General features: G+C 38.7%; 21 protein-coding genes, 1 other RNA gene and 1 pseudogene. 13 read left to right on the plus strand and 10 right to left on the minus strand.

The genetic code is table 11. The annotated features are described in order from the left end of the window. Nucleotides 1-771 precede the first annotated feature (771 nt). From ACOMCU_RS21665 to eno, 6 genes are all read left to right on the plus strand, one after another. Complete coding sequence (locus ACOMCU_RS21665) at nt 772-1,800, plus strand: sugar-binding transcriptional regulator (RefSeq protein ID WP_421051355.1); 1,029 nt, start codon at nt 772-774, stop codon at nt 1,798-1,800. Between the two features lie 33 nt (nt 1,801-1,833). Next, nucleotides 1,834-2,850, plus strand: coding sequence for a type I glyceraldehyde-3-phosphate dehydrogenase (gene gap / locus ACOMCU_RS21670; protein WP_010857402.1), 1,017 nt, complete (start codon nt 1,834-1,836; stop codon nt 2,848-2,850). Nucleotides 2,851-3,157: 307 nt separating this feature from the next. Beyond that, entirely contained in the window at nt 3,158-4,342 is a 1,185-nt protein-coding gene (locus tag ACOMCU_RS21675) for a phosphoglycerate kinase (RefSeq protein WP_421051356.1), read from the plus strand. Nucleotides 4,343-4,420: 78 nt separating this feature from the next. After that, complete coding sequence (gene tpiA, locus ACOMCU_RS21680; protein ID WP_010857404.1) at nt 4,421-5,182, plus strand: triose-phosphate isomerase; 762 nt, start codon at nt 4,421-4,423, stop codon at nt 5,180-5,182. Next, complete coding sequence (gene gpmI / locus ACOMCU_RS21685; RefSeq protein ID WP_421051357.1) at nt 5,175-6,716, plus strand: 2,3-bisphosphoglycerate-independent phosphoglycerate mutase; 1,542 nt, start codon at nt 5,175-5,177, stop codon at nt 6,714-6,716. Before tpiA ends, gpmI begins: the two co-directional genes overlap by 8 nt. A gap of 2 nt (nt 6,717-6,718) precedes the next feature. Beyond that, the gene (gene eno, locus ACOMCU_RS21690) at nt 6,719-8,011 is read left to right on the plus strand and encodes a phosphopyruvate hydratase (protein ID WP_421051358.1); all 1,293 of its coding nucleotides are present in this window, start codon (nt 6,719-6,721) and stop codon (nt 8,009-8,011) included. A gap of 301 nt (nt 8,012-8,312) precedes the next feature. On the opposite strand, the gene dltD is transcribed toward eno, so the two are convergent. The 7 genes from dltD to ACOMCU_RS21725 form a co-directional block, all read right to left on the minus strand. Next, entirely contained in the window at nt 8,313-9,488 is a 1,176-nt protein-coding gene (gene dltD, locus ACOMCU_RS21695; protein WP_010857407.1) for a D-alanyl-lipoteichoic acid biosynthesis protein DltD, read from the minus strand. Continuing rightward, complete coding sequence (gene dltC / locus ACOMCU_RS21700; protein ID WP_010857408.1) at nt 9,485-9,718, minus strand: D-alanine--poly(phosphoribitol) ligase subunit 2; 234 nt, start codon at nt 9,716-9,718, stop codon at nt 9,485-9,487. Before dltC ends, dltD begins: the two co-directional genes overlap by 4 nt. Before the next feature lie 22 nt (nt 9,719-9,740). Further along, nucleotides 9,741-10,904, minus strand: a complete 1,164-nt coding sequence (dltB, locus tag ACOMCU_RS21705; protein WP_421051359.1) for a D-alanyl-lipoteichoic acid biosynthesis protein DltB — start codon at nt 10,902-10,904, stop codon at nt 9,741-9,743. Continuing rightward, the gene (gene dltA / locus ACOMCU_RS21710; RefSeq protein ID WP_421051360.1) at nt 10,901-12,373 is read right to left on the minus strand and encodes a D-alanine--poly(phosphoribitol) ligase subunit DltA; all 1,473 of its coding nucleotides are present in this window, start codon (nt 12,371-12,373) and stop codon (nt 10,901-10,903) included. Before dltA ends, dltB begins: the two co-directional genes overlap by 4 nt. Nucleotides 12,374-12,390: 17 nt before the next feature. Next, the gene (locus tag ACOMCU_RS21715) at nt 12,391-12,528 is read right to left on the minus strand and encodes a teichoic acid D-Ala incorporation-associated protein DltX (RefSeq protein ID WP_036129727.1); all 138 of its coding nucleotides are present in this window, start codon (nt 12,526-12,528) and stop codon (nt 12,391-12,393) included. A 664-nt stretch (nt 12,529-13,192) separates the two neighbouring features. Beyond that, complete coding sequence (locus tag ACOMCU_RS21720; protein ID WP_421051362.1) at nt 13,193-14,848, minus strand: alkaline phosphatase; 1,656 nt, start codon at nt 14,846-14,848, stop codon at nt 13,193-13,195. A gap of 115 nt (nt 14,849-14,963) precedes the next feature. Beyond that, entirely contained in the window at nt 14,964-16,211 is a 1,248-nt protein-coding gene (locus tag ACOMCU_RS21725; protein WP_421051363.1) for a transglutaminase domain-containing protein, read from the minus strand. A gap of 190 nt (nt 16,212-16,401) precedes the next feature. Between ACOMCU_RS21725 and secG the strand changes: the two genes are divergently transcribed. The 6 genes from secG to ssrA all read left to right on the plus strand — a co-directional run bounded on the left by secG (nt 16,402) and on the right by ssrA (nt 22,443). Then, a complete protein-coding gene (secG, locus tag ACOMCU_RS21730; protein WP_010857413.1) occupies nt 16,402-16,629 on the plus strand; it encodes a preprotein translocase subunit SecG in 228 nt (75 codons plus the stop codon). Between the two features lie 245 nt (nt 16,630-16,874). Continuing rightward, entirely contained in the window at nt 16,875-17,621 is a 747-nt protein-coding gene (locus ACOMCU_RS21735; protein ID WP_421051364.1) for an alpha/beta hydrolase, read from the plus strand. Between the two features lie 40 nt (nt 17,622-17,661). Then, a complete protein-coding gene (gene rnr, locus ACOMCU_RS21740; RefSeq protein ID WP_421051365.1) occupies nt 17,662-20,142 on the plus strand; it encodes a ribonuclease R in 2,481 nt (826 codons plus the stop codon). A 207-nt stretch (nt 20,143-20,349) separates the two neighbouring features. After that, nucleotides 20,350-20,817: an SsrA-binding protein SmpB gene (gene smpB / locus ACOMCU_RS21745; protein ID WP_421051370.1), complete on the plus strand. Its 468-nt coding sequence runs from the start codon at nt 20,350-20,352 to the stop codon at nt 20,815-20,817. Between the two features lie 268 nt (nt 20,818-21,085). Next, on the plus strand, nt 21,086-21,814 hold the full coding sequence (locus ACOMCU_RS21750) for a hypothetical protein (RefSeq protein WP_421051366.1): 729 nt from the start codon (nt 21,086-21,088) through the stop codon (nt 21,812-21,814). Nucleotides 21,815-22,087: 273 nt separating this feature from the next. Beyond that, nucleotides 22,088-22,443, plus strand: a transfer-messenger RNA (tmRNA) gene (gene ssrA, locus ACOMCU_RS21755). A gap of 215 nt (nt 22,444-22,658) precedes the next feature. On the opposite strand, the pseudogene ACOMCU_RS21760 reads toward ssrA, so the two are convergent. From ACOMCU_RS21760 to ACOMCU_RS21770, 3 genes and pseudogenes are all read right to left on the minus strand, one after another. Beyond that, a pseudogene (locus tag ACOMCU_RS21760) lies at nt 22,659-22,847 on the minus strand (site-specific integrase); the annotation flags it as partial. 16 nt (nt 22,848-22,863) lie between these two features. Beyond that, a complete protein-coding gene (locus ACOMCU_RS21765; RefSeq protein ID WP_421051367.1) occupies nt 22,864-23,103 on the minus strand; it encodes a hypothetical protein in 240 nt (79 codons plus the stop codon). A gap of 20 nt (nt 23,104-23,123) precedes the next feature. Continuing rightward, on the minus strand, nt 23,124-23,435 hold the full coding sequence (locus ACOMCU_RS21770; protein WP_421051368.1) for an Arm DNA-binding domain-containing protein: 312 nt from the start codon (nt 23,433-23,435) through the stop codon (nt 23,124-23,126). Between the two features lie 112 nt (nt 23,436-23,547). Between ACOMCU_RS21770 and ACOMCU_RS21775 the strand changes: the two genes are divergently transcribed. Further along, nucleotides 23,548-23,805 carry a hypothetical protein gene (locus ACOMCU_RS21775; protein ID WP_421051369.1) on the plus strand — a complete coding sequence of 86 codons (258 nt, stop codon included), beginning with the start codon at nt 23,548-23,550 and terminating at the stop codon, nt 23,803-23,805. The last annotated feature ends 395 nt before the right edge of the window (nt 23,806-24,200 follow it).

A 24,200-nucleotide genomic window follows, 5' to 3' on the forward strand; every position in this document is an offset into this window, starting at 1 on the left:
GGTTTTATAACGATTAATTAGGTAAAAATATTCATGGAAATCTATTGGTAAATAAGTTATTGTATGGATTGGATTTAACAAAAGGGCAGGGAAGTGTATTGTTTGAACATTCATTTTTTTGAAATTCTTTATTTCATACTTTTTTATGTTATTTGGTCTTTGATATATTATAGGACTGCTAAAGCAAATGGTTTCGAGGATGTTGCATATCTAAGTTTTATACCTATCATCAACATATATATAATGTTTTTACTTATTGCAAAAGGCAATTCAGATATCGAACGAAGAGCTTCAGCTAAGAAAATGATAATTCTTTTTATTTGCTTATTTATTGTGGGAATTATTCCAGCAATAAGATTTTTAGCAGCAATTCCGTTTATATTTTTTGTATATTATTTAATATACCGTATATTTTATCGATGGGTAGGTGATAAAACCTATGGCATTTTTTATATGGTTCTAAATGTATTTACTTGCGGAATCTTTTTCATTATTTACGGGTTGTTACATATGAATAAACCATTTCGTGTAGCTTAATCATGTTCTACATATAAAATAAAACGATTTTAAAATGAGAAACCACAAAAAAACTATAAAAAAGTTTTTTTGTGGTTTTTTACCTTTGCCTGCTAGGTCAAATAAATAAATGTGAATACCATTATTTACTTGCCCTTTTTTAATTTAAGTAATATAATGAAATTACAAGTGGGACATAATTTTATATAGTGGGATAAAAAACGTCCCATTATAATAGAAAGGTAGTAGATGTGTATGTTAACCATACCAGAGGCACAGCAAAGACTACTTCCGGAAATGTATCCGCTTCTTCAATCAAGATATCGCATCTTGCAATCAATTCAACTAATGCAACCCATTGGACGACGAACACTTGCAGAATCACTAAAAATGACAGAACGTGAAATACGAAAAGAAACAGACATTTTACGTGAGCAAGGGTTATTAGATATTCAAAAATTGGGTATGGTATGTACGAGTGATGGCATCGCCGTTATTGAGCAGCTACGAGCATTGGTTTACGAGTGGTCTGGACTTACACAGCTTGCTAAATTACTCGAAAAACGTTTTGGATTGCAACATGTGATTGTTGTACCAGGCGATTATAATGATGATGAAACGGTATTGACATTGCTTGGTAAAGAGGCAGCACACCAATTTTTATCAAACATTATTGGTGAGCAAGTTGTCGCTGTTACAGGTGGCAAATCGGTGGCTTCGCTTGCGCAATTTTTACAACCAATTGATTCCAAGCAGAACGTAACATTTGTTGCTGCACGTGGGGGAATTGGACATGAAATGCAAATGCAGGCCAATACACTTGTCGCGACATTTGCAATGCAGATGAATGCCCAACATCGAACTTTGTTTTTACCAGAGCATTTAAGTGAGCAAGCATATCAAGCGATGCTGAAAGAGCCAATGGTTATTGAAATGATGGCTTACTATGATCGGGCAGACTACGTGATTCATGGTATCGGCTCTGCGGAGGAAATGGCAGTTCGTCGTAATTCGTCGCCAGAGGATTTACGGATTCTCGAGGAAAAAGGAGCTGTCAGTGAAGCGTTTGGCTATTACTTTAATGCCGAAGGAGCAATTGTCCATCGTATTCGTACGATTGGTATTCAGCTTGAACAAGTAGAGCAATGTAAGCATGTCATTGCGGTGGCAGCAGGTAAACAAAAAGTGAACGCGATGCTTTCTTATTTTAAAGTAGCGCCAAAGCAGACTATTTTTATAACGGATGAAGCGGCAGCAAAAGAAATTGCTGAACGTTACCTGTAAGTATAAATACAAACATTATTGGAGGAATTGACAATGGTATTAAAATTAGCAATTAATGGATTTGGACGAATTGGACGATTAGTATTTCGTGAAGCAATGAAGCAGGAAGAGTTTGAAGTCGTTGCAGTGAATGACTTAACAGATGCTGGCCAACTCGCGCATTTATTAACATATGATTCTGTACACGGTATCTATGATGCTGAAGTATATGCAGATGGCGATTCTTTCGTAGTGAATGGTAAAAAAGTTAAAGTATTTGCTGAAAAAGACCCAGCGCAATTACCTTGGGGTGAGCTTGGTGTTGATGTGGTGCTTGAGTGTACAGGTAAATTCCGATCAATGGAAGAAGTAAGCAAACATATTGAAGCAGGTGCAAAAAAGGCAATTCTTTCAGCACCAGCAAAAGGGGATATGCCGACGTTTGTAATGGGTGTAAACCATCAGGATTACAATCCAGAAACTGATGATGTAATTTCTAATGCGTCTTGTACAACAAACTGTCTTGCACCAGTAGCAAAAGTGCTAGATGAAAAATTTGGCATTGAACGCGGTATGATGACAACAATTCACTCATACACAAATGACCAACGTATTCTAGACTTCCCGCACTCTGATCCTCGTCGCGCACGCGCAGGAGCAGTATCGATGATTCCAACAACAACAGGAGCAGCCGTTGCGGTTTCTAAAGTATTACCACAGTTAAAAGGTAAATTAGATGGCTTCTCTATGCGTGTTCCTACACCAAATGTTTCATGTGTGGATTTAGTCTTAGAACTTAAAGCAGAGGTTACGAAAGATGCCATCAACGCGGCTTTAAAAGAAGCTTCTGAAAATGAGCTAAAAGATATTTTAGGTTACAATGAGTTACCGCTAGTATCAATTGACTACAATGGCAACCATAGTTCTTCAACTGTCGATGGACTTTCTACTATGGTATTAGAAAATAGTATGGTGAAGGTTCTTGCGTGGTATGACAACGAAATTGGTTACTCTACTCGATTAATGGACTTAGCGTTATATATTGCAGAACAAGGTTTAAATGATAAATAAGTGTCATAATTCGTAATTTGAAGTAAAAAGTGTGACATAATACCGCTTTTTACGCATAAAAAGTATAGCCTTTATAATGTCTAAAAGATATAATATACAAGGGTAATGGGAGTAGGGGACGTTTACCCTTACTCCCTTTTTTAGATAAAAAATTAATGTAGCATTTAAAAGACATATTACGAGACATTTGCTACTATTTAGTAAAAGTTAATTATCACAAATAAAGGTATCAGTAGAATGTGTGTAGACCAAGATGGGTGAGGCACATGACAGACACGAGCCAAAAAACTTTGAAGGGGGTTTCTTCATGTTAAATAAAAAGACAATGAAAGATATCGATGTAAAAGGGAAGCGCGTTTTTGTACGAGTTGATTTTAATGTTCCAATGGCCGATGGTGCTATTACAGACGAAACACGTATTCGTGCTGCTATTCCAACAATTGAGTACTTAGTAGAACAGGGGGCTAAAGTAATTTTAGCATCCCATTTAGGTCGTCCAAAAGGTGAAGTAAAGGAAGATATGCGTTTAACAGCAGTGGGGATTCGCTTAGCTGAGTTGATGGGCAAGCCGGTGACAAAATTGGATGAGTCAATTGGCGAAGCAGTAGAAGCAACTGTTGCCAACATGCAAGACGGCGATATCGTACTACTTGAAAACGTGCGCTTCCATGCTGGTGAAGAGAAAAATGATACTGCACTTGCAGCACAATTTGCAACAGTAGCAGATATTTATGTCAATGATGCATTTGGAGCAGCACACCGCGCACACGCTTCAACAGAAGGAATTGCGAAGCATATACCTGCTGTATCCGGCTTCTTAATGCAAAAGGAACTAGATGTTCTTGGTAAAGCCTTATCTAATCCAGAACGTCCATTTACAGCAATTATTGGTGGGGCCAAAGTAAAAGATAAAATTGGTGTGATCGAAAGCTTATTAGAAAAGGTAGATCACTTAATTATCGGTGGAGGACTATCATTTACTTTTATTAAAGCACAGGGGTACGATGTTGGTAATTCCTTATTAGAAGAAGATAAAATTGAGTTAGCAAAATCTTTCATTGAAAAAGCGAAAGCAAAAGGCGTGCAATTACATATGCCGATTGATGCAGTTGTAGCAAACGAATTTTCAAAAGATGCTGACACGATGATCGTAGATGTAAATGCGATTCCATCAGATTGGATGGGTCTAGATATTGGACCAAAAACAGCTGCAAACTACGCTGAGGTTATTAACAATTCTAAATTAATCATCTGGAATGGACCAATGGGCGTCTTTGAAATGGAAAAGTTTGCTGATGGCACAAAAACTGTCGCTCATGCCATGGCAACAACAAATGGCTATACAGTGATCGGTGGCGGTGATTCTGCTGCGGCTGTGGAAAAATTTGAAGTAGCAAACAAAATGGATCACATTTCGACAGGTGGGGGTGCTTCACTAGAATTAATGGAAGGTAAAGAGCTTCCTGGTATTGTCGCGTTAAATGATAAGTGACATGTTAATCGGTGGGGATTTCAAATAAACTAAAATACCCGTTAGTTCGGGATAAATAAAAGATAGGGGACACCTACGATGCGTAAACCAATTATTGCAGGAAACTGGAAAATGTATAAGACATTTGATGAGGCGATTCAGTTTGTCGATGCCGTACAGGACAAACTCCCTTCAAATGACAAAGTAGATGCTGTTATTTGCGCACCGGCGCTATTCTTGCCAACACTTGTACAAGTAGCTAGCGACTCAGAGCTAGCCATCGGTGCACAAACGATGCATTATGAAAACGAGGGTGCATTTACCGGGGAAATTAGCCCAGCACAACTTGCGAGTGTTGAAGTAGACTATGTGATTTTAGGACATTCTGAACGACGTGAATTTTATAATGAAACAGATGAAGCGATAAATAAGAAAGTCGCAGCAGCTCTTGCGCACAATATTGTACCAATTATATGTTGTGGTGAAACGCTTGAGGAACGTGAAGCAGGTATTACTGAACGCAAGGTAGCTGGTCAAATTACTGCAGCCCTTGCCGGTTTTTCTGCACAAGAAGTAGAGCATATGGTCATCGCCTATGAACCTATTTGGGCGATTGGCACAGGTAAAACAGCAACAGCGGACGATGCCAACCAAGTATGTGGAGCAATTCGTGCAGTTATGAAAGGACTTTATGATGTTGAAACAGCAGAGGCTGTGCGCATTCAATACGGCGGTAGCGTGAAACCAGACAATATTAAAGAATTATTATCAAAAGAACATATCGATGGTGCACTAGTTGGTGGCGCGAGCTTACAACCAGATTCCTATTTAAAATTATTGGAGGCGGCAGCAAATGCCTAAAAAGCCAGTAGCATTAATTATTTTAGATGGCTTTGCATTCCGTGATGAAACATTTGGCAATGCAGTAGCCCAAGCCAAAAAACCAAATTTTGATCGTTATTGGAATCAATTTCCTCATGCAACATTAACTGCGGCTGGTGAAGCAGTAGGGTTACCAGACGGACAAATGGGGAATTCTGAAGTAGGACACTTAAATATCGGTGCTGGCCGTATTGTGTACCAAAGTTTAACACGTCTAAACAAGTCAATTCGTGATGGTGATTTCTTTACGAACCAAGCTTTTTTAGATGCGGCGGCACACGCAAAAGCACACAACTCGAAGCTACATCTCATGGGCTTACTATCAGATGGTGGGGTGCACAGCCATTATGAGCATCTATTTGCCTTATTGAAATTGGCGAAAGAGCAAGGTTTAGACGACGTTTTTGTTCATGGTTTCTTAGATGGTCGTGATGTTGGTCCAACAACAGCCATGGCCTATATCGAAGAAACTGAAAAACAAATGGCTGCAATCGGCATTGGGCAAATTGCCTCCATTCATGGACGTTATTATGCCATGGATCGCGACAAACGATGGGACCGTGTAGCACTCACTTACAATGTATTAGTTGATGGAGTCGGCCAATCAGCTGAGAGTGCTAAAGGTGGCGTAACCGAATCATATGAACGCGAGGTAACCGATGAATTTGTTATACCTTTTAGTGTTCAACAGCATGAAGAAGCGGTGGCGACAATTGGTGATAATGACGCTGTTATTTTCTTCAACTTCCGTCCTGACCGAGCGATTCAACTGTCTAAAGTGTTTACGAATAATGATTTCGATGGCTTCGCCTTATCGGCAAAACATCCTAAAAATTTAAAATTCGTATCTTTCACTCATTATAGTGATGAAGTGAACGCACAAGTTGCCTATGCCAATGACAATTTAAAAAATACGATTGGTGAAGTATTAGCTTCTAATGGCAAAACACAGCTTCGTATTGCAGAAACAGAAAAGTATCCACATGTTACGTTCTTTATGAGCGGAGGACGTGAAGACAAATTCGCTGGTGAAGAGCGTATTTTAATTGCCTCTCCAAATGTAGCGACATACGATTTAAAACCAGAAATGAGTGCTTATGAAGTAACAGAAGCATTACTTACAGAGATTGCTGCAGATAAATTCGACGGTATTTTATTGAATTTTGCTAACCCAGATATGGTTGGGCATAGTGGGATGTTAGAACCAACGATTAAAGCAATCGAAGTAGTAGATGAATGTTTAGGTAAAGTAGTAGATGCCCTTCTTGCAAAAGGTGGCGCAGCTATTATTACAGCTGACCATGGTAATTCTGATGAAGTTATGACTTTAGAAGGACAGCCAATGACAGCTCATACAACAAATCCTGTTCCAGTGATTGTGACAAAATCAAATTTAATGTTAAGAAATGGTGGTATTTTAGCCGATTTGGCGCCTACCATGTTAGAATTATTAGAGGTGTCACAACCTATTGAAATGACAGGTAAATCATTAATTGAAAAAGAGGAGAATTAATTATGCCATTTATTACACAGATTTATGCGCGCGAAGTTTTAGACTCACGTGGGAACCCAACAGTAGAAGTAGAAGTATTTACGGAATCAGGCGCTTTTGGCCGTGCAATTGTGCCATCTGGTGCATCTACAGGTGAATACGAAGCGGTAGAATTACGCGACGGTGACAAATCACGTTACCTAGGCAAAGGTGTATTAAAAGCAGTTGAAAATGTAAATACAATAATTGCAGAAGAATTAGAAGGTAACTTCTCAGTTCTTGACCAAGTTGTGATCGACAAAGCTTTAATCGAGCTTGACGGCACAGAAAACAAAGGAAAGCTAGGCGCTAATGCAATTTTAGGCGTATCAATGGCAGTGGCACATGCTGCGGCAGATTATTTAGATGTACCTCTTTATCAATATCTTGGCGGTTTCAACTCAAAACAATTACCAGTCCCTATGATGAACATCATAAATGGAGGCGCTCACGCTGACAACAACGTAGATATTCAAGAATTCATGGTAATGCCTGTAGGGGCTGAAAGTTTCCGTCATGCACTACGCATGGGAGCTGAAATTTTCCATAACTTAAAAGCCGTATTAAAAGACAAAGGCTACAATACAGCTGTCGGTGATGAAGGCGGTTTTGCACCAAACCTTGGTTCAAACGAGGAAGCAATTACAGTAATTCTTGAAGCAATCGAAAAAGCTGGCTATAAAGCAGGTGAAGAAGTGAAACTTGCAATGGATGTTGCTTCATCTGAGTTATTCAACAAAGAAGATGGCAAATACCACTTAGATGGTGAAGGCGTTGTGAAAACTTCTGAGGAAATGGTTGATTGGTACGATGAGTTAACTGCTAAGTATCCAATTATCTCTATCGAAGACGGCTTAGACGAAAATGACTGGGCTGGTCATAAATTATTAACAGATCGTATTGGCTCTCGCGTACAATTAGTAGGTGATGACCTATTCGTAACAAATACGAAAAAATTAGCTGCTGGTATTGAGCAAGGTGTAGGGAATGCCATCCTAATTAAGGTAAACCAAATCGGTACATTAACAGAAACATTTGAAGCAATTGAAATGGCAAAACGTGCTGGCTATACAGCTGTTATCTCTCACCGTTCAGGTGAATCTGAAGATGCTACAATTGCTGATATTGCAGTGGCAACAAACGCTGGTCAAATTAAAACAGGTGCTCCATCTCGTACAGACCGTGTGGCGAAATACAACCAACTTCTTCGCATTGAAGATCAACTTGGTGAAACAGCAGAGTATTTAGGGTTAAATTCTTTCTATAATTTAAAATAATATTAACTATATGTGATGTTAAATTGCTTGGTACATTTTGTATGCCGAGCAGTTCACTAAAATAAGTTGTCTCAAAAGTATAGCAATGCTTTTGAGGCAATTTTTTTATTGGCATAAGCAAACTATTATTCAAAAATTGCAGTTGAAAAACCAGACTATTGCAGCACATGCTGAAGAATGGTCAGTAACGTATAGGAAGTATTGCGTTAGAGAATAAGGGACATATTCATTGAAATATTGTACACAAAAGGGTCAGTTCTAAGTGATAAATAGCATCACTTAGGACTGACCCTGCTTTTGTTTAAGGCTGTTCCCAATATTTGTCTAGTTCCTGATTTAGATATACCCAGCCTTTCCACGCAATATGAATGGTATCCATAATGAAATATGGATCGTACTCGTGGTCAGAGAAATCGACATAAGGAACATCAGCAGCTGTTAACACTTGCTCCATTTTTTTATAGTATTCCTGACGACGATCTTGTGGATATTCTGCGTAGTCGTACCAGCGACCATTGACTGGAATAGACACAAATAGAGGCTTAGCACCGGCATCTTTCAGCACATCGATGACTAGCTGAAAGTCCTGGTATTCTGGTGACTCTGTATAGTCCACATGTTTTCGGAAGCCCTCTAACTTTTTAAGATTGGAATTTTCCAGTCGTTTGTAAAACTTATTTTCGATCATTAATTCATTTGATACACGTTTTTGACCATATGCTTCCGCATGCTGTAGTTGCTGTTCAAATGTTTGATTCGTAATAAGCTTGTCATTACTTTTTAAATTATGAGAAGTACTAGGAAAAAGAGAGTAGTATAAATCCTTTTTCTCCAGTAAAGCCTTTTGCACACGGCCTGCCATCATTGCAAGACGTCCTACAATCGGCCTTTCCTTACCGTCAGACATTTTAAATTGATACATAGCTCGTAACAAATGGTCCCGCTTTACCGTATCGAACTGTAGCAGACGCTCCATGGCATCATTTCGAAGCTTTGGATCAATCTCTTTGTTAAAAGCTAAATCATAGGCATGTAGCATGGAATAGTTAGGTGAAAAATGAAGCTCTTCCATCCCTTTTGCTGTAAACCATTGTGGCGAAATGATAAAGACAATCTTTTTATCTTTTAAATTTCCCTCTTGGGCAGCAAAATTTAAAAAGTGCGTAATGGACTGCATACCGCCACGGCCAATCATAAATGTAGAATAGGGAGCATCCGTCGCACGTACGTAATTATAAGGGTGAAAGGGATCGAAACGATTTAACTCTGAAGACCCATATAATGGCATCGAATTAGACTCTTGTAACATGCGTTCCTGTAAATACATGCCTTGAAACATCAGAGGGGCCATACTGGTCTTTGCCTGCTCTACATGTGCATCTGAAATCCATGCCTTTATCCAAGAATTAGGAAAGAATACAAAGGCAGCAAATAGAACAAATGCTACTAAAAGTGATAAGAAACCCTTTTTTATCATTGTCTTTCAGCTAATTTCGCAGCAATACGATTTGGCGTGTTCCATTCCTCACGATTAAAATCTGTGATAGGTACAGAGATATCAAAGCGATTTTCAATTTCTACTAATAGATTGATTGTGCCAAAAGAATCAAGAAGTCCTTCTTCAAATAAATCCATGTCAGGGTTTTCTAAAACTACATCATCCTCACATAAGTCTACGAGCATTTCGAGTATTTGTTGTTTTTCCATTTTAGTAATTCTCCTTTAGTGTTTAAAATAATTGACCTGAAAAAATATAGAAACCAAAACAAACCGCATTAAAAGTGATAAATATGCCTAAAGCATGCGTCCATTTATTTTTTGGCCAGCGCTTATGTTTTTTGTTCCAGCGTTCAAATTTATCGAAGCTAATGATTAGCATGGCATGATATAGTCCGTACACGACATAGTGCCATTCGAGTCCATGCCAAATACCCATTAAAAAGAACAGCAAAAAGAAGCCAATATATGAAATTGCGTACTTGTTCTTAATCCATTTTTTTTTCGTCATCCACAGTACAAACCGCATATATACATAGTCCCTAAACCAGAAGGAAAGACTCATATGCCAGCGATTCCAGAAATCTTTAATATTACGACTTGTAAATGGTCGGTTAAAGTTAATAGGTGTTTGAATGCCCATAATGCGACTGACACCAACAGCAAATGCACTGTAACCAGCAAAATCGAAAAACAAATAAAAACTATACATATACATATACGCTATATGCCCTTGAAAAGGTGTCAAATAATTATACGTATGGTTGGGTAAATAGATAAGCGTATAATTATAAATGAGGTAAGCTAAGATAAATTTATATAGAAAACCTACAAATATATAATTAATGCCGCTTAACAGTAGCTTTTGATAATCATTAGCAGAAGGTACTGTTTGCATGTCTTTGTAAAAGCGTCGCCAGCGATCAATTGGACCAGATGATACTGTTGGGAAGAACAATAAGAAGTAAGTAAGTTCCACCACAGAAATTTTGTCTTTTATCAGGCCATCACGCGTTTCTAAAATCATTTGTACGGATTTAAAGGTAATGTAGGAAACACCAAGAAAGCCAAACAAATGATGAAGGCCGAGTATTGGTAGCACCTTTACAAGTACCAGTGGGAAAATAGAAAGTAATACGGCTATGACAAATACAATACCGCTGTTTTTTTGCAACCGATACTTTTGGTACGTAAGAATAAGTATTAACTGAAATAAGGTGAAGAGTACGAGCGAAACAGTTCCATTTATAGAATGGCCAAAAATAATGGCTAAAATGAGTATGGAAATGAAAATATTATAGCGTTTGGCTGATTTCCCTCTTAGCCCTAATAGAATGGTAGGCATTAACAAAATACTAATTATGATAAAGAAAATTATATTTCCATAAGGCGTCATACTTTCTCCATAACCGCCAATCCTTTACGATCAACTTTACCATTTGTATTTAAGGGCAAGGAATCAATGTATATGAATTTTTTTGGAATCATATAGGAAGGTAATTGTTCTGATAATAATGATTTAAGCTGCTTTGTCATCTTGAAAGCCGATTCTAAAAGCTGTTCACGGAGAACAACATAAGCACTTAGCGAAACAATGTCATCCCCTTTTAAAACAGGTACAACTACACATCCATTTACAGGAGATAGATCGCCAATCTGTTTTTCAATCTCTTCAATTTCTAATCGATAGCCATGCAATTTCACCTGAAAATCCTTACGCCCAGCAAAGAATAGGTAGCCATCCTTTTCATAGCCAATATCACCTGTTTTATAAATCCGTGCGCCCCCTACTGAAGGGAACGCTTTTGCCGTTAAGTCGGGTGCTCCAAGATAGCCTGCACTTACAGTTGGCCCAGATATGATGATTTCGCCATTGTCGTGTAAGGATAAATTAGGCTCAGACATAGGAGCAATTGGTAACTGTTCAAATCGTTGTAGAAGTTCTTTTGTTACCTCCACATATGAAACTGCAACCGTTGTTTCAGTCGGTCCATATAAATTGAAGATAGATGCTTGTGGAAAACGTAACATTAATTCTTTGACGACTTTTTTTGGTAAAACCTCTCCACAGAACAGGAATGTATTTAATTGTGGCATTAATCCCTGATGCCAATCCTTATTCATTAAACACATTTTGGCAAAAGAAGGAGTGGAAGTCCAAACACCTATCCCTGAGTCCGCTAAATCATCGAATAATGATTTTGGATTAGCTATTTGTTCGTGGGTAATGGCGTAAAGCGTGTGACCTCCTACTAGTGCAGGATACAAATCCATCACAGATAAATCAAAGGAATAGGGAGCTTGATTTAGAAATACACCTGATTGCTGAATAGGGAAGTGATTATTCATCCAAACGACAAAATGTGCTAAATTATCTGCTGTAATTTGAACACCTTTAGGCTTACCTGTAGAGCCTGACGTGTAAATGATGTAATGAATGTCATGATTCTTTACCCAAGTGGCAGGCTGAGTTGAAGTAGTTGTTGTTCGTGTTACAGCATCCCTTACTGCTATTACAGGAATTGATAGGGGCGTGCTTAATTCCTCCGTAGTGAGTAGCAGGCAAGCTTCAGATGCTTCGATAATGACCTGAAGGCGCTCCATTGGTGTGGAGGAATCGACGGGTACATAAGGATGCCCTGATTTAACGGCGCCTAAAAAAGCAACAATTTGTAAAGGGGACATATGCCCGTAAACAATAATAGGCTGTTGGTTTTTTAATTCTAGAGCCATTAAATGATGTGCTAAACAATCCGAGTAATCCCAAAGTTCACCATACGTTAATGATTCATTACTGGTACGATAAGCAGGATGATTCGGGTTTTGTAGGGCCACATTTTGAATAGCGGCTAATACACTTAACATAATAAAATCTCCTTTTTCTAAAATTCCGTATATATAAAAGGCCCAGCGTTCATATCATGGAAACCATGAATCAGAAACAGCAGTACCAAAACGATGAAATAAAACAGCGTATAACCTATAAAACGACAATACTCATTATTTTTGATGGATTGCATTTATCCACCTCCGATTTTGAAAAAATGTAAAAAATAACAACTTGTGTAAATATACTAGATTTCGTCATGTTTTTTCAAGTTATTTTTGTATATTTATTTTTAACACTGTTTTGACGGTATGTGTAGAAAAATGTTGCAAATTAATAGAGAATTCATAAAATAGTAAGATTAATTTAAGATTAAATTAAGATTCTTTGGAAGTAGATAGATATGAAGGAGAATGAGGGAATATTTCAGAAAAATATTGTGTCTTATTTTATACGAAAACTATACGAAGGACAATGACTTGAAGGAAGAAAGAATGCGATGTCCTCAGTTGAGAAAACTGATAACATCGCATGCAAGTTTATTTGACCCCGCTTTAACGGTCAGTAAGTCGCCACCGAGTGCATCAACGGACCGTAAAAGCCTGATTGGTTCAACTAACAATCAGTAGTTCACTGATTGAAGTTTCACTTTATCCCGCTTTAAGGGTCAGTAAGCCGCCACCGAGTGCATCAACTGACCGTAAAAGCCCGATTGGTTCAACTAACAATCAGTAGTTCACTGATTGAAGTTTCACTTTATCCCGCTTTAAGGGTCAGTAAGCCGCCACCGAGTGCATCAACTGACCGTAAAAGCCCGATTGGTTCAACTAACAATCAGTAGTTCACTGATTGTAGTTTCACTTTATCGTATTTAATACTTTTTCTGATACGTAGAATTCTGAGCCATTGTAGACATTAATTGTATCAAAAGTTTGCGTTTTTGAAGTTGCTTCACCATTCGTTGAAACTTGATCATAAATCACTATATTCTTGTTAACGGGAATAGTTACTGTCATATCGCCTTTTTTAGCAATAAATTTTGGGTTCTCTGTATCAGCCAGGTCAATTTTTGTTGTGAAGCCTTTTGCTGTTAATTCTTTCGTTGCCGGTTTGTATAAATTGTCCGTAAGCTTTGCTAAATCAAAGTCCATAAACTGAGCCATTGCATGGGCTAAATCAGTATTTTCTACAAGACCAGTCACTTTTGATGGACCGAATGAGTATAAGAATACATCCTCACCAGTATGACCACCAGTTGTAAAGCCGATGTTTGCACGGTTCGCCAGCATTTTTACCATCTCACTGCCTAAATCTTTAGCCGATTTTAACGTTGAAAGCTCGTCCTCTGTTAAATTGTCTAAACCGTATAATGCAGCTACTTCTACCAGATTTGATTTGTCTTCTTTTAATTGACTGAGCGCACCTTCAACTGTCATTGTTGCTTTTTTCAATGGGTCGATATAGGCAGAGACAGGTATGCTTGAATACGTACTTGTTGTATTGGCATTTCCCATCGTAATACCGCTATTACCGTGGTCTGTTACGGCGATGACCATCGTGTTACCATCTTCTTTAGCGAAGTCAATGGCTTCTTTGACAGCATCATCGAACGATAAAATATCACTAATCATGCCGATTGTATCGTTGGCATGTGCTGCCCAGTCTACCTTACTACCTTCCACAAATAGGAAGAATCCGTCCTCGTCTTTTTTTAGCGTATCAATTGCTTTGTTTGTCATTTCAGCAAGAGTTGGCTCAGAGGCTCTCGTTTTCTCACGGTCTAAATCATAGGCAAGTGCACTTGGTGCAAAGCTGCCCCAAATTTTAGCTGATTGACTATTTAGTAGCTCGTCTCGTGTTTTAACAAGCGCGTAATTCTTCTCTTGTAAGACGTTCACTAAATTTTCGCCATCTTTGCGTGCATTCTTCGTTGTACCTGGTGAGAGCGATTCTAAACCGCCGCCTAATACAACATCAATGTTTTGATAAACCTGTTGCTCAGCTATGTCGCCGTATTGACTTCTATTTTTAACATGAGCAGAAAAACCTGCTGGTGTTGCATGTTGAATCTCTGAAGTGGAAATCAAACCAGTTGCTTTACCCTGTTGTTTCGCTCCTTCTAAGACATTGGCTACAGGTTTAAAGCCATCTTCTTTCGCAATCTGCTCTAGCCCCGGAGAGTTGATGACAGATGGTAAAACACCCACGTATTTATCATTGGATTTATGTCCAGTTGCTAACGCCGTTGCTGCAGGAGCCGAGTCTGTGATAGCTGATTCAGCGGAGTACGTACGCATAGCACCCGTTAAAATTTCGTCCATTGCCAAGGCTTCACCTTTATACCAACGGGAAAGAGTGATGGCATTATTACTGCTACCATCCATTACGAGCATAATAACATTCGTTGGTTTTTTCACTTCTGCGGCTTGTACTTCTGGTAGTGTGATGCTAAGCGACGATAAGGTAATAGCGCTTGCTAAAAACAATGAACTCCATTTTTTTGTGTATTTCATGATTTTCCTCCTTATAGGTGAATTCGTTACTAATTGTAAAGGAGTAATGTAAAGAGAAAATGATAGATTTGTTAATAGATTATGGTAATTTTGTTAAAGTTAATATATCTGTTTATTATGGAAGTATTTTTTTACTAACCTCACCGTCAATTGTTTCATAGTAAAGTACATCATTTTCTGTGTAGAGATTAAGCACTTCCTGCTCAAGCAAAACTTCCTCCTGTCCATCACTCGTAAGAATTTTTGTTAAATAGCCTGCGTTATCATAATCACTACAATAGATAGCATCATGATGGACAGCTAAATAGTAGCACGATGTATCTGTAATTTGCTTATTACTATTGGTTGTTAAATCATACTTATAAACCTTGCCGTCCTGAATGTCGTTATAATAAATCGCTTTATTTTCTGTATCTGCATACCACATATTATGCATAAAAGCATAGCCATCGCTTGTTGCAGCATGATAGTTTTCCGTTTGCCAAAGATGATCTGTGCTTAGTTTTTCATCATTTAATAAAAAATATTCGTAGGAAATTGCATACGGTTCATTAGCGTCGATGTCATTCCAAGTTGTATCAACATGGAACCAATCATCATCGACATTCACTAAATTCCAGGCATGCAATTCGTCGTCGCTATAGCCATATACGTAGTCTGCTTCAAGACCAGCAGCTAAAAATAAACGATATGCTAATAATGCGTAAGCTTGACAAACGCCAGTGCCATCTTGAATAAGCTCATAAACTGTCTGTCCTTCTGTAACGCCTTCTTCTGTATAAGTGGCTAGCAAAACGACGTAATCATTGACCGCCTTCGCTCGTTCAAAATCGTTCATATCAGCTGAAATATATGTATTCACAAAGTTTTTAACATACGCATCGATATGTGCTTCTTTTTCTACATCTGTTAAATAGGTTATCTTAAATTCAACAGAAAATCCTTTATCCTCTTCCCAATATGTCCATTGATAGTCAAGGAAATAACCAGCAGTATAGGGATTCACATAAGAAAGTAAACTCGTAATATCATTAAGCTGCTGCTCAAAAGCATCGCTCTTTAGTTTCCCTCTATACGTTACTTCAAAGTCTTTATCAAAATTTGCAATATGCTGTTCTATTTTTTTTATGAATTGCAACAGTGCAGGATCTTCGTCAAATAATGTAGTAGAAAAAAGATCATTGGTTGATAGATTAGTGGATAAGGCCTTACTTTCAGGTTGCTTTAGCTCTCCGCCATCTTCCGCAGTGTTTAGTGAATCCTCAACTTCTACTTTCTCTTGAAGTGTATCGACATCGTGTGCACAAGCAACAAGTAAGCTTACAAGACAACTGAACAGTAGTAGCGATATTTTGTTCTTCATACATAATCCTCCTGTTTTTTTCATTTTAATCCATTTTATTCTAGAAGGTTAGCGCCGTAATGTCTATTTTATAGGAAATCTACTAAAGATAGACAAATATTGTGATTTTGTGTTCTTAGATTGTCATCGTACCCTTTTTTTGTTATAATGTAGTGTGTTGTGATGTTTCAAAGTTCGGGAGGTGCAGTAGATGCATACAGTAGTATTAGTATCATTAGTTGTCGTATCATTAGCATTGGTTGTTGTTGTATTACTTCAATCAAGTAAAAGTGCAGGCTTGTCAGGTGCCATCTCGGGTGGAGCTGAACAACTATTTGGCAAACAAAAAGCACGTGGTATGGATTTAATTCTTCACCGTGCAACAATTGTGTTAGCAGTATTATTTTTTATTTTAGCAATCGCTATTACAAAAATCTAATAGTTGAAGATGTATCGCCTAACCACGCATGGTTGGGCGTTTTCTTTTATCTACATACTAAAGAAGATTCTACCTTAATAGCTGACAAGATGACTGTGATTGTCCTTCATTGTCAGTGAGTGTTTATACATCGACTGAGTGGCTAAACACCATGTTGATCAAAGCCTCCGGACGCAATTACGCAAATGTGTAATTGATCTGGCTATAATAGATATAATATGTATTAGGATGAAGGAGAGCACGCAATGAACAAATCACTATCTCAGCCATTTTTCTTTCAAGCAGGACCGCGTGCAGTATTATTACTGCATGGGTTTACGGGTAGCTCTGCAGATGTGCGTATGCTTGGACGATTTTTAGAGAAAAAAGGGTACACTACATTAGCACCTCATTATAAAGGTCACGGTGTGGAACCTGAAGAACTAATCACAACTGGCCCAGCGGACTGGTGGCAGGATGTTGTAGCGGCCTACCAACAATTACAGGAAGCGGGTTACCGAGAAATTGCCGTAGCGGGACTTTCACTAGGCGGTGTAATGGCCTTAAATGTTGCCCTGAATAATCCTGTTAAGGGCATCATTACGATGTGTGCGCCTATGACAATGCGGACAACCGATGTCATGTTCGAAGGTGTATTAAAATATGCCAAAGACTATAAAAAATACGAAGGAAAAAATGAAGCACAGATTAATGCTGAAGTTTCTTTAATTGCAGAGAAAGGAATGCCTTCTTTGCAAGACTTACGTAACTTTATCTCACAGACACGTAAAGACATCGATATGATTTATGCGCCAATTTTTGTCGTTCAAGCTACAAATGATGAGGTAATTGACACAGAATCTGCCAACATTATATATAATCAAACTGAGTCACTTGAAAAACACATCAAGTGGTATGAAAACTCAAAGCATGTTATTACATTAGATCAGGAAAAAGAGCAATTACATGATGATATTTATCGTTTTTTAGAAAGCTTAAATTGGGCAGACTAATATGTAGAGTTAGGATTTTCACAAGAAGGAGGGAATATGTATGACAGAACATAAAGATTCACTACAAAGTCGTTTAGTCGATTTTTTCGGTGAAGAAGAATATAAGCCATTAACAGTTGGTGAAATCGAGGACGAATTTGGCTTTGAGGATGCTGAAGAATTTAAAGAACTAGTCAAAACACTCGTGCGTATGGAGGGACAAGGTTTAGTAGTCCGCTCACGTTCAAATCGCTATGGCTTACCAGAACGTATGAATTTAATGCGTGGTAAATTTATCGGACATGCAAAGGGCTTTGGCTTTGTTGCACCTGATATTGAAGGAATGGATGATGTGTTCATTCCACCGCACGAAGTAAATGGTGCGATAAATGGGGATACGGTACTTATTCGTGTGTTAAAGGAATCATTCGGTGATCGCCGTGAAGGAACAATTACGAAGGTAGTTGAACGTGGACAAACGAAATTTGTTGGCACATTCCAAGCAAACCGAGGTTTTGGCTTCGTCGTTTTAGACGACAAAAAACTGCCAATGGATATCTTCATTGCCAAGGGCGATACATTAGGAGCTGTTGATGGACATAAGGTTGTTGTGGAAATAGCCACATGGCCAGAAGACTTAAAATCAGCAACAGGCTATATTACAAAAATTTTAGGACACAAAAATGATCCAGGTGTGGACATCCTGTCTATTTTATATAAACATGACATTCCACCAGAATTCCCAGACGAAGTAGTTACGGCTGCACAAAGAGTGCCTGATGAAATTTCACAAGCTGATTTAATGGGACGTCGTGATTTACGTCATGAAACGATTGTCACAATTGATGGAGCAGATGCAAAAGACTTAGATGATGCTGTAACAGTAACGAAAAATGTGGACGGTACTTACAAACTTGGCGTACATATTGCAGATGTTAGCTATTATGTAACACAAGGTTCTGTGCTAGATATCGAAGCATATGATCGTGCGACAAGTGTATATTTAACTGACCGCGTTATTCCGATGATTCCACATCGACTATCGAATGGTATTTGTTCATTAAACACACAGGTAGATCGTTTAACGCTGTCCTGTGAAATGATTATTGATGCGAATGGTAATGTAATTTCACATGAAATTTTCCAAAGTGTAATTAAAACAACGGAACGCATGACATACACAGACGTCTATAAGATATTAGAGGAGCAAGATGAAGCACTTATTGCTCGTTATGAACCACTTGTTCCAATGTTTAAAAACATGGCCGAACTTTCTAAGATATTACGTCATAAACGTGAAATGCGCGGCGCAATTGACTTTGACTTTAAGGAGTCTAAGGTAATTGTCGATGAGGATGGTTGGCCAGTCGATATCGAGTTGCGTGAACGTACTGTGGCAGAGAAATTAATAGAAGATTTCATGCTGGCAGCCAACGAAACAGTTGCCGAACATTTCCACTGGATGAATGTCCCGTTCCTATACCGTATTCACGAAGATCCAAAGCCAGAAAAACTACAACGTTTCTTTGAATTTGTCACGAACTTCGGTATTTTAATTAAAGGTACAGGAAATACCGTGCATCCTAAGGCATTACAAGATGTCTTAACGGCAATTGAAGGTATGCCAGAAGAGCCTGTTATTTCAACAATGCTCCTACGTTCGATGCAACAGGCGAAATATTATCCTGAAAGCATAGGCCACTTTGGTCTATCAACGGATTTCTATACGCATTTCACTTCACCGATTCGTCGTTATCCGGACTTAGTGGTACATCGTTTAATCCGTACGTATTTAATTAACAAGGATACATCAAGAGAGACGGTTGCACAGTGGGGCATGGCAATGGATGAAATTGCTGACCATACTTCGGAGCGTGAACGTCGTGCTGTTGATGCAGAACGTGATACAGATGCACTGAAGAAAGCACAATATATGTCCGATAAAATTGGTGAAGAGTTTGAGGGCATTGTCTCTTCCATTACGAACTTTGGGATGTTCATTGAGCTACCAAACACCATTGAAGGACTCGTACACATCAGCAATATGACCGATGATTATTACCGTTTCGATGATCGTCAAATGATTATGATCGGTGAACGTACAAACCGTCAATTCCGCATTGGGGATGAAGTAACAGTACGTGTAGCGAATGTTATCATTGAGGAATCATCTATTGACTTCGAAATCGTCGGGATGGTAACGTCGTATGGACGTACTCGTAAAACAACACCGACCGTTATCCATGCACGTAAAAATTATAACGACAACAAGGATGGCCGCAGCAGCCGCAAAGGACGTCGCGATGATGATACTAAATCAGTGCGAGGTGATTCTTCGAAACGTGGAGACTCAAACAAACGCGGCGATTCATCTAAACGCAGCGACTCATCGAAACCTGGAGAGCGACGTGAAAGTGATCGCGATCCACGTGGTCGTCGCAAAGATGGCTCAAGCCCAGGTCCTAAAAAAGGCGTAAAACAAAAGCAAAAGTTCTACGAGGGCGTTGCTAAAAAAGGTAAAAAGAAAAAATCAAAACGATGATAACAAAAGGCGAAAAGCATCCATTTACCCTCGGCAGTGCTGGAGTATACTTGTACTTTATATGCATATGTACACCGCGGGTGGGTGCTGGAAGCTAGATGAAATTCAGAAGGCGAAAGTGCGCTTTATGGCACTTTCGTTTATGTGATTATAATCCTGTGTGGGCAGGTATCATCCTGCTCCACCTTTGAATAGAGGGTGAATCGTATGGCAAAAGGTGCTGGAAAAGTATTAGCACAAAATAAAAAGGCAGGGCATGACTACTTCATTGAAGAGACGATTGAAGCAGGCATGGTACTTACTGGGACAGAAATCAAATCAATTCGTGCCGGCAAAGTCCAACTAAAGGATTCCTACGTAAGAATCAGTAGTGGCGAAGCATGGATTAGCAACATGCATGTCAGCCCGTTTGACCAAGGGAACCGTTTCAACCACGACCCACTGCGCTCTCGCAAATTGCTCTTGCATAAAAAGCAAATCGGTGAGCTAGTCGGTGCAGTAAAGCGGGACGGCTATACAATTGTCCCATTGAAAATGTACCTGAAGGACGGCTATGCCAAGCTCCTAATTGGCGTTGGTAAAGGAAAAAAAGACTACGACAAGCGTAACGACATGCGCAAAAAAGAAGCAAAACGCGAAATGGAACGTGCTTTCAAGGCAAACAATCAAGTTTAATAGAATCTCAGCTCACCATACGATGTGGTGAGCTTTTTTTGTTTGTGGGATGTTGAGTGGCGGATAGAGAGGTTGAACTGACGGATAGAACAGGAGAACTGATGGATAGAAAGCCGTAACTGACGGATAGCGAACTCAAACTGACGGTCACAACTTGGAAATAGCCGACTTTAAGTTCTAAATATAGGGTTAGAAAATATAATAAAGAACGAACTGGCAGCTAGCGATTTAAGGAGGGGAAACGATACTTACGATTAAGCGGAAATTAATGTTTGTGGAAATGGAGCATATTTACTTTGCGGAACAATGTGACGATATAAAAGAAAATAAAAAACTAGTTTGCTATACACAAACGAAGCGACCTGAGCAAAAACTTGAAGGCCATACGACATTGCAAATAATCTTGCAGCAAGAGGAGGACGTGTTATTAGCTGATTTATCGAAAATGAATCGCTACATGCTTCGGCGTGCAAAAAAGGAGCCTTATCAAATCATTGTTAAAGAACAGCCAACAGATTTAGAGCTACAGGAATTTCAGCAATTTTACAATGCATTTGCAAAAATGAAGGATACAAACCGCGTGCGTAAATTTCATATGCAAACCTTAAAACTTCTCCGTGAAAAAGGTGCGTTGGTCTATACAAAGTTGCAAAATAATGAAGGCGATGCACTGTGCTATCGCATTTACATTGTAGATGGTGATATGGCATTGAATTTATACACGGGTACGGCTGCCTGGATAAAAGATCGACCCGATTTAAAGCAGCAAATACGTTTTGCCAATCGTTTCTTACTGTGGGAAAATATCATGATGTTCCGAAACAGAGGCTTTGCTCGCTATGATTTCGGTGCATTGACAAACAAAGAAGAAATCAAAGAATTTAAGCTGGGCTTTGGTGGGCAAGAAGTGGATGTCTATTTTGGCTATCTCACAGACTCCATGATAGGAAAGCTATTTTTACAATTGAGAAAGCTGAAATTTAAGGTAGTGAAATAATCATCCAAGGCGGCGCACTTGAAGTGTCGCTCTTTTTGTTCTATAATATGAATTACTGATTGCCAGATTTAATGGAAGCGTACTTTTGGCTCCCACCGTACTAGAAGAAATTCTAGCCTACTTGAATGCTTTTCTTTTTGGAAAGCTATAAAGGTTACAAGACACGACTAGTCAAGGAAATGAACGAGCAAGCACCACAGCATACATCAGTACATGAGGATGCGAGTGAGTGAATGGACGAAGACATACGATGTGTATTGTAAGCCATATCAAGGGGACGTTACGGATTCGACAGGGATGGTTCAAGCTTTAGTCGCGCGTCGGAGGTCTCGGCTCCGTCATCAACGGAAGTTATATAATAACTGGCAAACAACAAAACTTAGCTTTCGCAGCGTAAGCTCTTAAGCGCTCTGCCTATGCATCGCCCATGTGCATAACGTAGGGCCCAACTTTAGTGGGATACGGTCGGTGGTACCACCTGAGTCACCGGCAAGAGATTGCCAGGTTAGCGTACAGGACGCCTGTTTGTCGGCATAATGCTACGTGAAATGCGAATAGGCAAACTACACGCGTAGAAGCTGAAGTATTGGAGTCTTTGGACGCGGGTTCGACTCCCGCCGTCTCCATACATAGGAATCAGTGGATTTCAAACAACGTAAGAAGCCTTGATATACAAGGCTTTTTTCTTTTTGTCTATTTTATTGAGCGGCATTTAATTTCAATCAAAGGCATTTAAAGTGGCATTTTTTTAGAGCTGAAAATCCAAATACTTTGCAAACTTTTCTGCTGCAGCTTCTTTTGTTTTGCTTTTGTTGCTTTTTCCAAACGTCTAAAATATCCATCGTTACTTTTTCCATTTAAATGTACGAATAGAGCCTTTTGTTTTGGTTGTCTTTACATATAGTTGATTATCTTCACCACGTGCTAATGCCTTATTAATACGGATTTCCTCATCCTTAAAATTGAGGTCATTCCATTGTAACGCTAGTGCTTCACCTTTACGCATACCACTGAAACAAAGCAATCTAAATAATGCGTAAGCTTTATAATTATTTTAAGCATTTTAAGAAATGAATTAATTGCTCTTTCGTGTAATAATTAATGCCTTCATCCTCGTTAGGTACATCCAGGCTTATAGGCATCGTAACCCTTTTCATTGGATTGTCGGTAATTATCCCAAGCGTTACTGCATAATCAAACACTATTGAAGCGTACGACTTAACGGTGCGATATTTCTTTAATTTCTTGAACCACTCATTTATATGTTTTTGACAAGTTTGTACATTCACTTTTTCAATTTTATAGTTACCTATCGGGGGGGGAATATATGATTTTTAAATATGCCTGTCGTTTTGACAAATGTACTAGCTTCAACTGTATTTTTGTATTGCTCGATCCATAGACCATAAATATCATTAAATGTATCCACTGATTTTTTTCGGAAGTCCCCTCTTTCTATCTCCAGCTGTAATCGAGATAGAGCGAGTTGGGCTTCCTTTTTTGTTGCAAATCTACTTCTGGTTGTCTTTGTACGTTTTCCTGTAAGAGGATCTGTACCTATATAAATTTGAAATTTGTAAAACTTCTTTCCACTTTTTGTGTAACTTTGAATATTGGCCATTCTTATTCCTCCTAGACCGCTTGCGGGGGCAAGGTTGGGAGGGTATTAGTTATTAAGCTTTTCATTTTCTATGTGTTTAGCTATTTGTATCTCTGCACGACGTTCTAAAGGGTTGGCCAAGTATTTAAAACGATCAGCGGAACAATATTTTCAGGAATTGTATGAGTTTTCATACGGTGTCACATCTTATGATGAAGATGTAAGTGTAATTAAAGGAACCGAACGACTCGCTTTAATGATCATTGCGGAGAAAGAGAACAGGAAGCGACAAATAGACCGTTTAGAGAGTGCGTACGAGCGTTTTTCTTCCATCTTGGATAGTTTACCCTCGCAAGATGTGGAAGTGCTGCAACAATACTTTATAGATTGAAAAAGCATCTTAAATAAATCGAGGGATTCTATGATGCGGACACAGAAGCTGCAGAGTAACTTTCCCAAAAAATCTCTAATGATATTGAAGGACCAGAACCAAAAGTTAAGCAAATAACGGTGCAACAACTAGAGAAGAATAAGAAAAGAGCAATGAAGCAATTAAATAAATTGTTTACATAGACATTTACCTTTAGGTAGGTGTTTTTTTACTAAGAACCGCCAAAAGCAGAGGGAATTGGAATCCAGGTTCGCCAGCTATGAAAACTGAAACAGAAAACTTTATTGCACAGGCAGTTAAGGATGGAATTATTCGGGACTACGGACCGTTTAATGGGGTTGTATATTACGATTCAACAAAGACGTGATTAACATTAAGGACTAGCAAAGCTAATT

This window comes from Lysinibacillus sp. UGB7 (assembly GCF_049058285.1).
GTDB lineage: Bacteria > Bacillota > Bacilli > Bacillales_A > Planococcaceae > Lysinibacillus > Lysinibacillus sphaericus_B.